The sequence below is a fragment of the Acidobacteriota bacterium genome (assembly GCA_038040445.1).
Lineage (GTDB): Bacteria > Acidobacteriota > Blastocatellia > UBA7656 > UBA7656 > Onstottus_A > Onstottus_A frigus.
Genome location: JBBPIG010000002.1, coordinates 245,204 through 259,542, shown reverse-complemented (window position 1 = coordinate 259,542; position 14,339 = coordinate 245,204). Strand labels below are relative to the sequence as shown.

The window sequence follows — 14,339 nt, the reverse complement described above, 5'->3', positions numbered from 1 at the left end:
AGGAGGCTGACCTATTAAGCCCGGCTCGAACACCAAACGTCAGGCGGCATCCGCTGTCGCCACCGCAGGTTTCTTGACGATTCAGAAAGAGCGCCGATCAGAACAACCGGCTGAGTGCTGCTGCCGCTCCGCGGACGCTCCAGATGCTTTGCCCGTCCACGAGCGAGTTCATTCTAACCATAAACAAAGTTGCAATCAAGCTTGTAGTGCTTGATTCGTGATTTCTTTGTGCGATCGTTCCAACACCGGCATCACCCTCGCTCAGGTCACCGCTCCGGAGAACTCGAACTCCGCAGCCGTCGCCCTTGCCCGCCTTGTCAGGATTCGAGCGCCTTCGATTTTGCGGTCACGCCGGCTGCAATAAGGGAAGGCATTTACTGATCGGATGCACGCATCTCGATGATCAGCAGAGACGAGTTGGGAACAATTTCGATATCGAGCGTGTAAGCCTGCCTGGCGAGCGCCTTAGCCTTGAGCGTATATCGACCCGGCGGAACTGGTCTGTTGAGTCTAAACTCGCCTTCGGAGTTGGTGCTGGCCCAGGTCAGCAGACTCGTTTCAGTTACGCTGATCTCTCCAAGCGGGAGAAGCCCAACCAGCGCGCCGGCGATTGGCTTGCCGCCCGCAGCCGACCTGACGAGTCCACGAACGCTGATGAGCTTCGATGACTCGATCATTTTCGGCGCCACGGGAGCCGGCTGGCTCACTGCGTTTTTGTCGTCTAGTTGGGCAACCATCGCGGCAACAAGGTGAGAGGGTCGCAGAAAACCTACCGCGCCAAAGCGGCGATAGTCGTCGGGAAAGCCATCGCCGTCTCTGTCGACCGCCTGTTCATCGGCGAGTACCTTTGTCGGGATGCCGACCAGCTTGCCTTCGCTGTTAACCGCCGCTCCTCCGCTGTTGCCGTGGATCACGCGGGCATTGGTCTTGATCCAGTTCGCCAATAGATCTTTGCCCTCGACGACACCTCGATTGATTGTGACGGTCGAACCGCCTCTCTCGGGAAAGCCGATGATGAACAGGTCTTCCAAAAGGCTGATTTTGCGCGAGTCCGCCATCTCGATGCTGGGAAAGGTGAACGACTTTGGAACTGGATTACCGGCGGCGTCCGATTCCACGCGCAACAAAGCCAGATCGTATTCCTTGTTTATCAGCAGAGGCTTGACTCGATATCGAGCGGAGGATGAAAGCGCGTCGCCGTCGCCGGAAAGACTAACGAAGATCTCGTCGTATGAGCGGCTGGTCCGGGTGTTTAAGATGACATGGTAATTGGTGACCAATACTCCGTCGGCGCGCACGACTACCGCTGATCCTCGTACGCGCGGACCCAAATTGGAAGAATCGCTCGAGTTGCGAACCGAGACGAGCGCCGTCGAAGCGATGGCCTGGCGGACGAGGGCGCGAGCCTCGGGCGATAGGACGGCTTCCTTGTTTGCAGATTGTCCCCTGGCCGCCGGGACAATGAACATGCAAGCGGAGACGGCCGCCACAGCGAGGAGAGCTGCCGCCAGCCTGATTCTACTGGGAAGAAAAATTCTGATCACTTGTGCTTGAGCCGAATCTCGAACGGAGCGATCTCGCCCGACTTGAGCTTACCGCCTCCGCCAGTGTCGGGAATTGCGACGACTGAGCCCTTCACGTCTTTGTCCTTGCCGGGAGCGAGAATGATGTCTCGTGAACGGACCTTGTTGTTGCCCTCACCTTGCGGCACGACCGGCGTGACCTTCTTGGCGATACCACCTTGCAGCTCAGCGGCAGCGCTGGAAGCCGATTCCGAGAAACACCCCTCTGGTTCCTTGAGCGCAGCATCCAGAAATGGAATACGATCGCGGGACATGATCACCTGAAGGACCTCGGTTCCTTTCTCCTCGTCGAACTGCATAGTGAGGTTGCCCGGTGGAATGTCATATTGCTCGTCGGGGCGTACCGCGTTGTCCGCGGCGTCCGGATTGGGGAACATAAGGCACCTCTTCCCGCTTGGCTGGATGTTCACGACGTAGATGAACCCCTCGAAGTTGCTTTGAAATTGGATTTTGATCCGATCCCCGGCCTTGAATTCATTACTCGGGTCGACGGGGACCCGGAGCGCGCCGTCGATCTTCTCCACGAGAATGCTCATCGCATCCGACTTCTTGCTGATGAACAGTCCGCGGGCGCGAGCGGCCTCGGTGTTCTTCTTGGTATTTTTGACTTGCGCAGTGGATGTTGCCGTCGACGTTATCAAAGTCATGGCGGCTAGTGAGGCAAGTGTGAATCTGGTTATGCGTTTCATTGATTATGCTCCTTCTCCTCGCCGACTCAGTCCCCATGTTTCAGTTGGATCGTAGCGATGAGTTCCTCGTTGTCCTTAAGGTTAATATTCTGCAACCACGTCGCGAAGCGGGCGGGTGGCTTGCCGGGAATGGTTAGTCGACCCGCCGCCTTTCTTATCTTCTGACGGGAGGCGTTGATGAGATCGTCAATCAGGTCACGTTGGACAATTGGGTTCTCGTAGTCGTCATTGACTGCTGCGACGCGACCGGGAAGCTTATCGTAAGGATCGCGGCTGAACACCACTATGAAGTTCTCGCGACCCGTTGGTGGGTCCATTCTCCACCAGCAATCATTCGGGTCAGCGAAACTAGGGCAGAAAGATGGCACGACGTATTCCTGGTTCTTCTTCACCTCGTTGAGGCCATTGTTAGATCGCGGGTCCGGGAACACGAGCTTCCCGTCGCCGTTGTTCATCCGATGAATCACATATAGGTATCCGTTCTGGTTGGTCGTGACGGCGAGCTTAAGCTGGTCCCCGGTCTGGAAGACCTGATTCGGGTCGGCTTCCCGCTGAACGTTACCATTACCCCGCTTGAGCATGCGCCACTGAAGAGTCAGGAGGTTACCTTGCTGAGTCTTTGGGAGCTTACGGGCCGTCGGGCGATCAGGTTTCTTGACTCGGTCGACTGTGACGACTTTGTCCCACAACGGCGCGCCTTGTTTTTGTGCATCGACGCCGGGCACGAAGATCGCGGGAACGAGCAGCGTCAACGCTGCCGCCGCAATCAGGCAAGTTTTCGATAATCGAGATCGCATGGATTTATCCTCTAGCTTATTCACTTACTGCGCGCTCGCAGAAGCGCCTGGATTCCGGGATCGTCCGCGGCCACGACGCAGCGAATACCGACCGGCGTTTTAAGATCTTTAGGGAACACTCTCGGGAGATAGTTCCTATAAGACGTTCGGGCTTCATTGGGCTTGCTGGCCGTAAAAAATGTGCCTCCCTTCATCACTCGCCCGTCTTTGTTGTAGTTGGTGTCGGGCGTCTTGTTTCCTTCGTAAGGTCTATACGGAGCATTGACCCACTCGGCGGCGTTGCCTGCCATGTGCAACACGCCGTAGAAGCTGAGGTCTCCGGTCGCCTGGGTCACCGGAACGGGATTCCCGGTTGCAATGTTAGCTCGATCCGGCGTGAACTCGTCGCCCCAAGGGTACAGGCGCTTCCTGTGAGCGACCGGGTCCCAGGAGGCAGCCTTCTCCCACTCTTCTTCCGTCGGCAACCGCTTGCTCGCCCAACTCGCGTACGCTAACGCGTCCTCGAAGGGGACACCTAACACAGGGTTGTCGGGCTTGCCGGTGAAGTAGTTCGGATCGAACAGAAAATTTGGGGGAGAAGCCTTGCCTGTCTCATCGCAGAACTTCTTGTACTGCGCGTTCGTCACTTCATACTTGTCGATATAGTACGCGGGAAGCGTGACTGGGTGTGCGGGGCGTTCGTCGGCCTCGTGATTGTTATCGCCCATTTCGAAATCGCCCGCCGGTATAGCCACCATCGCTCCGCCGTAGTCAATCGCCGCGGGCAGCAGTTGGGCGTCGCAGGCTTGTATCTCCCCCTTGCCACCCTTGAGCGTGGTCATGAAATCGGTGAAGCCTTCGCGCGAGACTCGAACCTTCACCTCGCCCGGATCGATGCCCGACACTTTGAGCGCGCCGTCAGCAGCGACCGCCTCGCGGGGAACCTCATTGATGAACACCTGGCTGCCGGACGGCGCGCCCTTAACGACCAAAACGAAGCCCGAGCCGGCCGAGGGGGAGGAACCGCGCGGCCACACTATGTAAAGAATCGCCGCGATCACCACCAGAATCAGCACGCTGCCGAGCCAAACCCATTTCGCGCTGCGCCGCTCCGGTCTGGTGACCACTTGATCAGCGAGTGGAGGGTCGGGCAGATCCCTGACCGTGGCCGGCGCCGCAAGAATGGGAGCCGAGGGCGCTGGAATCTGAGGCGGCGTCGGCTCTGGCCGTTGAGGTTGAGTAATCGAAGGACTCATCTCGGTTCGCGCGTAGGTGTTGACGTCGCCGCGCGCTCCGGATGTCTGGCGCGACGACTCAGCGTGGCCCGTGAAAGCCGGGCCGGTATTTACGCGCGTCTGCGGGCCTTCATATTGACCTGTTGCTCTTCCTTCAGGCGTAGTGAGCGGGCCGGTCACCACTCCGCCCATCATTTGCGTGCCGCTATGCACCACGCGGCTCAGTTCAGAAGCAAAGGCTTCCACGGTTGGCGTTCGCGAATCGCGGTTCCGCTCGAGGCCGGCCATCACTGCGAGCTCGACTGCCTCGCTCAGGGAAGGCGCGACCGCGCGGAGGCGGACTGGCTCGCTCATTACGCGCTTCATCATCACCGCCTGTGGATTATCCCCTTCGAACGGCAACCGTCCGCTGAGCATTTCATAGACGATGATCGCAAGAGAATAAATGTCCGACCTTGGATCCAGCTCTTCGCCGAGCAACTGCTCGGGTGACATGTACACAGGCGTGCCAAGCACGAAGCCCGTCTTGGTCAGGTTATCGCCGCCCGGATCAGCCAACGCCTTCGCGATCCCGAAATCGAGCACCTTTACGAAGTCGGTGTTCGCGCCTTTGCGGGTGATCATGATGTTGTCAGGCTTGAGGTCGCGATGAATCATGGGTAACGCATGAGCGGCAGCCAACGCTTCGGCGATTTGATTGGTTATGTGAACGACGCGCTCGATGGGCAATATGCGGTGCTCTGCGATCACTCGCGACAGAGGTTTGCCATCGATGAACTCCATCGCAAGAAAGAGCAATCCTTCATCGGTCTGACCGGAATCATAAACGGTCACAGCATGAACGCTGTCAATGCGGACGGAATTCCTCGCTTCGCGCTTGAATCGCGCGATCGCATCGTCTTTGCCTGGCGACAGGCTGGTCATCAGTTTGATTGCGCAGACGCGGAGGTTCTCAGTGTGAACGGCGCTGTAGATCGCACCCATCCCTCCTTCGCCGATTTTGCGAATGAGCCTGTATCGGCCGCTCAAGAGTTTGCCGATCATCGGATCAGCATCGGACGAATCAATCGATATTAGTTTTGAGCGGTCGTTAGGACAGACTTCAAGCTGATCGTCGAAGTCCCTACCGCATTGCGGGCAAATTTTCATGCTTTGGACGAGAAACCTTGAAATGATGAAGCTCTCGCAAAGCGAAAACTATATTAGGTGGTAAGCTTTGTCAAGATAACGGGTCTTTGTGTGTGTAACGGGTCTTTGTCTTCGCGGCGGGCATCTGACCCGTATGAAAAAGAGATTTGGCGCGAGTGCCAGCATGGTCTTATGAGACCTTGCGCCTATCCGGCATCGTGTCCACCTGCCTTTCGATCATTCGATACAGCGTCTTGCGGTCCACGCCCATCACCTGAGCGGCGCGCGACTTGTTTCCTCCAACCGCGCTCAACACGCGCAGCAAATAGCTGGATTCAAGCTGACCCAGCGTAGGCATGTCGCCATCTGGAATCACTTCGTTCATCACCGAGGCCACCCTGGGTGTCGATACGAATTCCGGCGGCAGGTCCTCGATCCTGATAATGCCGCTACTCAGCGCGGCGAGCTGCTGCATCAGGTGCTTCAACTCGCGCACATTGCCTAGCCAGGCGTATCGCTCCAAAGCTACCAGCATCCGCACATTCACGCGCTTCTTGGAGTTGGTACCCAGCGGACGGAACTCGCCCTCTTGCAATACGCGCAGCAGCTTTACCTGAAAAGCGGGGCTGGTCTCGGTCACTTCATCCAACAACAGCGTTCCGCCGTCGGCCTCTTCAAACAATCTCAGCCTGCGAGCGCAAAGTTCCGCGAAAGGCCTCGAGTACCTGGAAACCGGTTAGTCCGTCCATTACCACATCACAGAAGACAAGGTCGAGTGTTTACTCGCCACCCAGGTCCAACGCTTCTCTACCGCTGGCGGCGCTCCACACCTGATAGCCCTGCTCCACCATAGCGTCCTTCACCAATTCTCGAACCGAGTCTTCGTCGTCGACTACTAATATCTTCATAGCTTCCTCGCTCGGAGACCTCAAAAACGAGGAGGGCAAGCTCTGTTCCTTTTCTTCCAACATATCAAATCCCCCGCTCAGATAGAGTTACTCATGATTTGGCTGATCGCTGTGTGGATTGTTGGCACGCATGCCTTCAGATCGATGGGGATTAAGTCCCCACGGAGGCGGCGCGCACACACAAATGCATCAGCGAAGCTTTTTCGCGGGGGCAAAGGTCACAAGGAACGAGAGCTCGAGACGTGGTGGGGATCAAGTCGTCTCGCGCCGGATATCCGGATACCTCATTGCACTGTTCTCATTTATGCAATTGCTGGTTCTGGATCAATGATTCTTTTCATGCGTCCTGGAGCGCAGGCATACTGCCTGCCTCTTTTCTGTTTCTTTTCTCACCTAACGCAGGCAGGATGCCTGCGCTCCCAGGAGCACTCGAGACGCGCGGTACACACGCCCGCACCCTGAAGCAATTGAAGACTGGGTGCGGCGCGTTGCAACGTTCACCATTGTGAGCGTCACAGGGAGCTGGACTCCTTCAAACAAGAGCAGTACCTAAACCGGTACTGTGCGTTATCATTGAAAACTTCGAGGCGGCTATGCTAGCTTGGGCGGAGGTTGGTCGTTCAGATGAATCTCAAGCGTTGTTCTTCGCGAGCTATCAAGCGCATCTATCGCTTTTGGATTTCGGCCTCTTTGGATTTTGGTCTCGTGAACGCGATCATTAGAAGCTCGCGCGTTCAGTTATTCGTTGCGGCCCGCGCAGCCGACCAGCCGGTCTTTGTTTTAGGGACATCGTGGAGGTAAGGAGCGCAAAAGCTCCAGTTAGCTTGAGCAAGGAAACCGTCAAGAAAGCCAAGGCCCCAACCGGCGAGTCAGGAACGGATAACTCTCTCGCCGTTTGGCTGCGTCTCCAAAAATCCCTCGCCGAGAGAAACGGAATAGCTCTCACAACACTCAGCCGCGATGGCGCTGTGATAGGGCGCATCGAGAACGACAACAGCATATGCCGCGCGATGCGAGTTTCCGCTGAGCGCGCGCCTTTGTGCGCCGCCGATTGCGGAGCTGCTTACAGCAGGGCGGTTGCGGCGGGCGCGCAATTCAACTTCACCTGCCACGCCGGGTTGCACTGTTTTGCTATACCGGTGGCCATCGATCAAAAACAGGTGGTGATCCTTGGAGGGCGGTCGTTTGCCTCAACTTCCGAGTACGCCGAGTTTCTGCGCCGCCACGAAACCCTCGCAGGAGTCGAGAGCGGCGACTGTCTAAAGAACCTCAAGTTCGTCGAGGCCCGTGAGTTGACCCAGGCGGCCGAGATTGTAGGCTCGACCGCTTCATATCATTTTCAGAACGCGCGAAGGTCTGAGCATCAAACGGAGAGTACTGGCGACGGCTCCCCGAGGTTGTTAGACGCGCAACTCGAAATCGTCCGTCTCACCGACGAGCTCGAAAGCAGAAAACGATCGATCGGGCAGTTCTATGAATTTCTTCGAGGCATCGCCTCAACGCTTGACTCTCAGAAGGTATATCATTCGCTCCTCGAGAAATTTAGTGACATGATGAAGGCCGAGCGCAGTTCGCTGATGATCTTCAACCAGGAATCCAACGAGCTTGCCCTGGAAGTGGCTCTGGGAGCGGATCTCGACAGCGTGGGTCCGATTCGTCTGAAGCTGGGCGATCCGATAGCCGGCGCGGTGCTGGAAAGCGGCGTTGCTCTCGTAGTGAACGACGCCGATAACGATTCGCGGGTGCCACGCGGGCGAACTGGCGGCTACAAGACCAAATCATTTATCAGCTATCCGATCACCCTGGGCACGCGCAAAGTTGGAGTGATCAATCTGACGGACCGAGCCGGCGGCGTCCCTTACGAGAAAGATGACCTGATGATACTCGAGATGATGGCTCCTCACCTGGCGCTGATCATCGACCGGACCGAATGGGCCAAGAAGGCCGAAACTTTTCAGCGGATGTCTTTAACGGATCCGCTGACCGGATTGCCGAATCGACGCTATCTTCAAGACCGGCTGTTTGAGGAGGTCGAGCGGTCAAAGCGCTACAACACGCCACTGTCTTTCATGATCATCGACATCGATCGGTTCAAGAGCTACAACGACGTCTACGGACACACGAATGCGGACCGGGTGCTGGTGAAGACGGCCCAGATACTCCGAGGGTCCATTCGCGCGATAGACATGTCCGCAAGATTCGCCGGCGACGAGTTCTGTATTGTGCTGCCCGAAACAGAACTTGGCGACGCGGCCCGCATCGCCGAGCGGTTGCGCCAGTCGATATGCGACGCCGAATACACCACCGAGCAGGGCGAGTTGATGGGGCAGGTGACCATAAGCACCGGCATTTCTTCATTCAGCGCTTCTCGGCAGACCCCTCTGGCGGTCATGGAGACCGCGGACCGTGCCCTCTATCAAGCAAAGACCCGCGGCCGCAATTGCGTCGCTGTTTATGAAGACTTACACGCGGCCGACTGAAGCGGATGAACAACGCCGGCGCAATTCGAATAATGAGCCGCCTCCCTGATGAGGAGTTCGTCGACCGCGAGCGCGAGGTCGCCAAAGTCTGTGCCCTGGCGCGAACCTGCCTTGAGACCCGCGCGCTTGATTCGGTCAATGCCGCGCTTTTGTTTGGCGCACCAAGAGTGGGCAAGACCGAGATACTCCGTAAGAGTTTCGACCGCCTCTTCAACGAAGGCGGCGAGGTCATACCGATCTATTACGCGCTCCGGCGCTCATGCCTGAATCCCGACGGATTCGCGCAAGACTATTTTGCTCAGTTTCTCTCACAGTTTGTGGCGTTCAGACGCAACGATCCCGGGTTGATTTCGTTGGCCAATGAGCCGCTATCAGTGATCGCCCGCGCTGGGCTCCCCGAAGATTATCCATTTCTGCGGGCGATGGTTGATTCATTCGCGCCGGCATCTCAGTCGGGAGACGCGTCGCGGCTGATGCGTCTTACTCTCTCCGCTCCGGCCCTTGCCTGCGGGCACGCGAGTCTCAAGCCGCTGTTGATGATTGACGACTGGCACGTGCTCGCGGGCACCGAGCTTCACACCGAGTTTCTCCGAGCCTTAGCTGGAAACGGCGCGGTTGGACAAGCGAGTGCCGCATACGTGCTTTCAAGCCTGCGGCGAGCGATCACCGGGCTGATTCCTCCTGACGAAGACCTGTTCGAGCGGCTCGAGATTATTCGCGTAGAGCAAGTAAACGAGGAGCCTCTCGAGGAGCTCATACGCCGGCGGGCCGAACTGCTTGGAGTGGAAATCAGCGACTCGACGATTGAGTTGATGACAGAGCAGCTCAATTGTGACGTCTTCTACACACGCGCGATTCTCGACGCGGCAGCTTCGCGCGGGTCGTCGCTGAAAACTTTCATCGAGTTTGAGCGGCTCTACACCGGTGAAGTCCTCGGCGGCCGAATCGGCGCCTACCTGAACTCACTCTTACACGAAGTTGCTCCCGAGCCCGGTGCTGGGCGCGCCGTGCTTGAAGCGCTCGCGCTTGTGGTGGAGGCGGGTTCTCGGGTTCCCATCGATGCTGTCGCCGAGCGCATTGCGGAACACACCTCTGATGGAGAGGCGCTGCTGGCGCGTATGCACTCACGCGAGCTTCTCGAAGCAAGCCACGGCTTTGTGAGCGCGTCCCAAGATTCGGTGCTATCGGATTATGTAAACGCGAGATACCGCAGCGAGATTGCCGGCGCGCCGAGGCCCGCCGCTGGAGAAGAGCTTCTGGGCGAAAAGCTCAAGCACTCGTATCGTCTGATGATGTCGCGCTACAATCGCGCGATTCAGTCACAGCTAGTCGAGCTGTTATCGCGCTTCGACTTTCAGAACGTGCCCGCAAGCCTGTTCGATCAAGCTGCTTATGACAAGCGATATCGCGGGATGAGCCGCGTGCAGGTCCGCCGGGCGCTCGACGATGAACAGGAGCGAGTGCGAATCCCGCAGATCGTAGTGGTCCACGATGCAGGGGCGGGTGAGCAACCCGGCGTCAGTTGGCGATTGTTCGCCGCGACCGGGTTTGAAGGCGGCATCTACACTGAAGCCAACGAAGTGCTTTGGCTGGTCGCGCTGATCAACTCGAAAGAGCCGCTCGACGTTGAGACGCTGGGCCGGATCGATCAGCCGCTCGAGGCGGCGCTGCGCGCCCGTAGAGCAAGATCCGGTCTGGAGCCCCAGGCTGTTCGCTGGTACATCGGCAAGGAAGGCTTCTCGGCGCTCGGGTCTGAGTGGCTAGCGAGCTTGCACGCATACCGCTCGACGTTTTCTCATCTCGATCTGATTCAGGACTACCTGACCAGGCTTGCGCTTGGCGCAGAAGCGCGCCCGGCGAGTGAGTTCGAGCTGGTGATTCCCATCGAAGACGAAGCTGAGTTGATCGCCGCGCGCACCGCCGAGCAAATAGCTCGCGCGGCAGATTTCGATCAGGAGTCGATCAATCAGATCAAGACCGCTCTGATCGAGGCGTGCATCAACGCGGCCGAGCACGGCGACAGTCCTGACCGAAAGATCCATCAGCGCTTCGCAATTGACGAAGATAAGCTTATAATCACCGTCTCGAACAAGGGAAAAATGTTCGGCAGGGCGAACGGACAATCGACCCCCTCGATTGCAGCCCAGCCGGCGAAGGGCGCGCGCGGCCGCGGACTTCACATCATCCGCGCACTGATGGATGAGGTCGAATTCGAACGCACCGACGACGGCACGCGCCTGGTGATGACCAAGTACCTCAAACGCCCCCGCAGTCAATAGCAGGAAACATCACTGATAGCAGTAAGCCGGAGCCGGCCGCATTCGCGCCGGCGCCCGCTGTTTTTGTGGAGGAGACGCCATGAGTGCTGCCGAGATCAGAGCCAGGCTTATTGAGGACGCGGCGGTAATTTATCCCGGCCCGTACCTCAATCAACTCAGGGGAGAAAGCATCGAAAGCCAGTGTCAGGAGTTTCTCGCGAGCGGCGTGCGGCGCATCGTAATCAACTTCGAGGAGACCGAGTTGATCAACAGCATCGGCATCTCGATACTCCTCGGAGTGATCGAGTCGGTGAACCGCGCGCAAGGCGCGCTGGTGCTGTCGAATCTGAACGCTTCGAATCGCGAGTTGTTTGAGATGCTCGGTTTGATGTCGCACGTCGAGATGGTGGACACCGAAGAGATCGCGCTTCTGAAGCTGGGTGGCGAAGCTTTGCAAGCTGCGAGCTAAGAGGGGATTTCTTATTTTCCATTTTCCATTTGTCATTTTCCATTTGAAGAGGCGTTGCTTCGACTACTTCTGGGTAACAAATGAAAAATGACAAATGGAAAATGGAAAATGCAATCGTTCTCCCTCTCTCGAGACTTCTCGCGATTATTAACTTAGGAGACCAAATGAACCTCACGCTCAGGAAGATGCTGCACAACTTCAGCGCGCTAACCGACCTCGCAAGCGAGATCAGCTCGACCCACAACTTCGAAGAGGTCACTCGCGCATCGCTTCACACTCTGCTTGGCGCTCTGGCGATTCCACGCGGGGCGATTGCACGGTACACGGCTCGGCCTCGCCAATTGAAGATCACGGCAGCGAAGGGAATCGCCGGAGCTGTGGGCCTGCGCATCGCTCTCGACCGCGATGAAGTCGAGCGTCTCACCAGGCGCGCGCAGCCAATATCGATCCACGCCGAAAGCGATGGGCTTGCGCACTTTGTCGAGCGTAACGGCGAGATGCTCACCCGCTTGCGAGCGCACATCTCTGTGCCGATGATCGCGCGCGGCGAGCTGATGGGTTTGATATTCCTGTCCGAGAAGTTCACTCGCGAAGCGTACAGCGACGAAGACATCGAGATCATCGGCGCGATCTCGCGAAACATCGCAATCGCTTTCTACAACCACCGGCTGATGGTCATGCACAAACGCAAAGCGGAAGAAAACCGGCGGCTCTATGCCGAGATGCGCCAGATCTACCGCGACACGGTTCGCGCTTTCGGCGCAGCCATCGATTTGAAAGACGCCTATACCAGCGGACACTCGGATCGCGTCGCGAGGTATGCCGAAGCCTTAGCCCGGGAGATGGGGGTGACCGGCCAGGACCTGGAACACATCAGCGTAGCCGGCTACCTGCACGACATCGGGAAGATTACAGTGGATCGCGCGATTATCAACAACCCTCGTCCGCTAACCGACAAGGAATTCGGCGAGCTGAACAAGCATGTGACGACCGGCTTCGAGATATTGTCGAACATCCGTCACCCGTGGGACGAGATCGCTTACATGACCAAGTGTCATCACGAAAAAGTTGACGGCACAGGGTATCCGCAAGGGCTGAGAGGCGACGAGATACCGCTGGGCTCAAAGATCGTGACGCTAGCCGATTCATTCGACGCGATGATGACCGATCGACCTTATCGCTCCCGTTTGTCGTTGGAACAGACGCTGGCGGATTTGCGAAAGCACACCGATAAGCAGTTTGATGGAGAAGTAGTCGCGGCGTTCTGCCGGCTGTTATTGAAAGAGATCAACGGCACGACTCGCGACCGGGTATTCATTCCGATGATCGGTTTGAAATTCGATCGAGTAGCGATAACGGCAACGCTCGACTCGATGCTTGCAGAGCTGGATGGATCGAAGCCACAGTACCGGTCAGCAGCGTCGTGATTTCTTTGCGGCTTAGCGTCTTTTGCGACTTTGCGCGAAACGAAGTTCAGGGCATTTTGGGCGACGCTTCGGGCAGCGGGCTTGAAGATCACACGTTTGATTTCTTGCACTTCCTGGCGAACGTCCGCCACGTCTCCTTCAAGCTTCTGAAACCTGATGTTGACGACCTCAAAGTGCGAGTCAATCACTTTGAACTTTGCGTCCAGCAACTCCTTGAGATCGCTCTTCAGGTCATCAATGCGGCGATTGGTCTCTTGCTGAGTGGTTTTCGCCAGATTGTGCATCGTCACAATCAACGTGATGACGACGCCCAAGCCAGTAAGGATTGTGGGGTAGATCGTGGCATTCATTTGTATGCTCCTTCAATCGTCCCCCCCAGGTGGACGAACCGCAGTTTGGGCTTTATCTGTTTAGCCCAAGCAAAGTAATCGTCAAGAAGATAACACGACGATGAGGAGTGACCAAGAAGGGCGTTAGTTTTTTGCGTCTTCGCGGCGTCTTTGCGCCTTTGCGCGAAACGAAATCAATCCTTTTCCTGCGTGAAACTAATGGACAGGTTGTATCGGCGATGATGATCATTGGGAGATAAGAGTTCCTAAGGTCGCGCGGCCTTCCTCGATGTCTTCAGCATCCATTCTAGAATGCACGTTGTGAGACTTGAGAAATCCGTTCGCTTCATCGATGGTCAAATCCAGAATCTCCGCCAGCCGGCCGAGGCTAATGGCGTCGGCGCGAAAAGCTTCGAGCACGGCTGTCTCCAATAGCTCGCGGGCGATTTCGCCGCGGCTTTGCTCGAAGATGGTCTCTGGAATGATGAGGGTCACGCCCATTTGCTGCTCCTTGTTGGCCTAAGTCGCGTCATACTCGGGCATCATTGTTTTCCTCAAGAACCTCTTTCCTGAAGTGCTCGGTCTGTTCGGGATGCGCAAAGCGGGGACTCCCAACGTAAGCGATAGGCGGCGTTTCGACATCCGGGACGATGACATACACTCTTGCCTTGTCGGGTAACCGCGCGTCGGCGGGCAACCGGATTCGACCATTCTCTACGAGGCCTTCGTATGTTGTTACTTTCATATCTCGCCTCACTTCCTGAACATACACCCGAATCTAGCACAAGGTACTGATGGCCGTCTAACTTGGACGCTCCGGGCCTCAGGTCACGAAATTGATATTCCGCTATCACTGAGTTACCGCTTATAGGTAAAGCCAATCAAGGCAGATCTCAATGACTTTCAGCATCCGTCCCCGCGTGGAACTCATGAAGGTCTCACTGATTCCTAGGTGTGACCCGAGTGGAGTTGATGAGTGGAGGTCAGATACTTGAGGTCAACCCCAAAGGGGTTGCATCTCACAGCCCAAGGTTGCCGTACTCGGCTACCTTGGGAC

At 57.0% G+C, this 14,339-nt stretch carries 13 protein-coding genes; 5 read left to right on the top strand and 8 right to left on the bottom strand.

The features are described 5' to 3' along the window. Window positions 1-374: 374 nt before the first annotated feature. The 6 genes from AABO57_03260 to AABO57_03235 all read right to left on the bottom strand — a co-directional run bounded on the left by AABO57_03260 (window position 375) and on the right by AABO57_03235 (window position 6,319). A complete protein-coding gene (locus AABO57_03260) occupies window positions 375-1,544 on the bottom strand; it encodes a trypsin-like peptidase domain-containing protein (GenBank protein MEK6284739.1) in 1,170 nt (389 codons plus the stop codon). Beyond that, window positions 1,541-2,272: a DUF4384 domain-containing protein gene (locus tag AABO57_03255; protein MEK6284738.1), complete on the bottom strand. Its 732-nt coding sequence runs from the start codon at window positions 2,270-2,272 to the stop codon at window positions 1,541-1,543. The genes AABO57_03260 and AABO57_03255 overlap by 4 nt, the downstream gene beginning before the upstream one ends. Before the next feature lie 26 nt (window positions 2,273-2,298). After that, a complete protein-coding gene (locus AABO57_03250) occupies window positions 2,299-3,069 on the bottom strand; it encodes a DUF4384 domain-containing protein (protein MEK6284737.1) in 771 nt (256 codons plus the stop codon). A 20-nt stretch (window positions 3,070-3,089) separates the two neighbouring features. Then, entirely contained in the window at window positions 3,090-5,327 is a 2,238-nt protein-coding gene (locus tag AABO57_03245) for an SUMF1/EgtB/PvdO family nonheme iron enzyme (GenBank protein ID MEK6284736.1), read from the bottom strand. Between the two features lie 274 nt (window positions 5,328-5,601). Continuing rightward, window positions 5,602-6,093: a sigma 54-interacting transcriptional regulator gene (locus AABO57_03240; GenBank protein ID MEK6284735.1), complete on the bottom strand. Its 492-nt coding sequence runs from the start codon at window positions 6,091-6,093 to the stop codon at window positions 5,602-5,604. A gap of 97 nt (window positions 6,094-6,190) precedes the next feature. After that, window positions 6,191-6,319, bottom strand: coding sequence for a hypothetical protein (locus AABO57_03235; protein MEK6284734.1), 129 nt, complete (start codon window positions 6,317-6,319; stop codon window positions 6,191-6,193). A gap of 824 nt (window positions 6,320-7,143) precedes the next feature. On the opposite strand from AABO57_03235, the gene AABO57_03230 reads away from it, so the two are divergent. The 5 genes from AABO57_03230 (at window position 7,144) to AABO57_03210 (ending at window position 13,381) form a co-directional block, all read left to right on the top strand. Continuing rightward, on the top strand, window positions 7,144-8,799 hold the full coding sequence (locus AABO57_03230) for a diguanylate cyclase (GenBank protein MEK6284733.1): 1,656 nt from the start codon (window positions 7,144-7,146) through the stop codon (window positions 8,797-8,799). 5 nt (window positions 8,800-8,804) lie between these two features. Beyond that, window positions 8,805-11,078 (top strand): ATP-binding protein, encoded by a 2,274-nt coding sequence (locus tag AABO57_03225; protein ID MEK6284732.1) that lies wholly within the window; start codon window positions 8,805-8,807, stop codon window positions 11,076-11,078. Window positions 11,079-11,157: 79 nt separating this feature from the next. Then, entirely contained in the window at window positions 11,158-11,526 is a 369-nt protein-coding gene (locus AABO57_03220) for an STAS domain-containing protein (protein MEK6284731.1), read from the top strand. Window positions 11,527-11,690: 164 nt separating this feature from the next. Then, complete coding sequence (locus AABO57_03215; protein MEK6284730.1) at window positions 11,691-12,953, top strand: HD domain-containing phosphohydrolase; 1,263 nt, start codon at window positions 11,691-11,693, stop codon at window positions 12,951-12,953. A 56-nt stretch (window positions 12,954-13,009) separates the two neighbouring features. Then, window positions 13,010-13,381 (top strand): hypothetical protein, encoded by a 372-nt coding sequence (locus AABO57_03210; GenBank protein ID MEK6284729.1) that lies wholly within the window; start codon window positions 13,010-13,012, stop codon window positions 13,379-13,381. 147 nt (window positions 13,382-13,528) lie between these two features. Here the strand turns inward: AABO57_03210 and AABO57_03205 are convergent, their stop codons facing one another. Next, on the bottom strand, window positions 13,529-13,783 hold the full coding sequence (locus AABO57_03205) for a UPF0175 family protein (protein ID MEK6284728.1): 255 nt from the start codon (window positions 13,781-13,783) through the stop codon (window positions 13,529-13,531). 28 nt (window positions 13,784-13,811) lie between these two features. Beyond that, entirely contained in the window at window positions 13,812-14,027 is a 216-nt protein-coding gene (locus AABO57_03200; GenBank protein MEK6284727.1) for a hypothetical protein, read from the bottom strand. Between the last annotated feature and the right edge of the window lie 312 nt (window positions 14,028-14,339).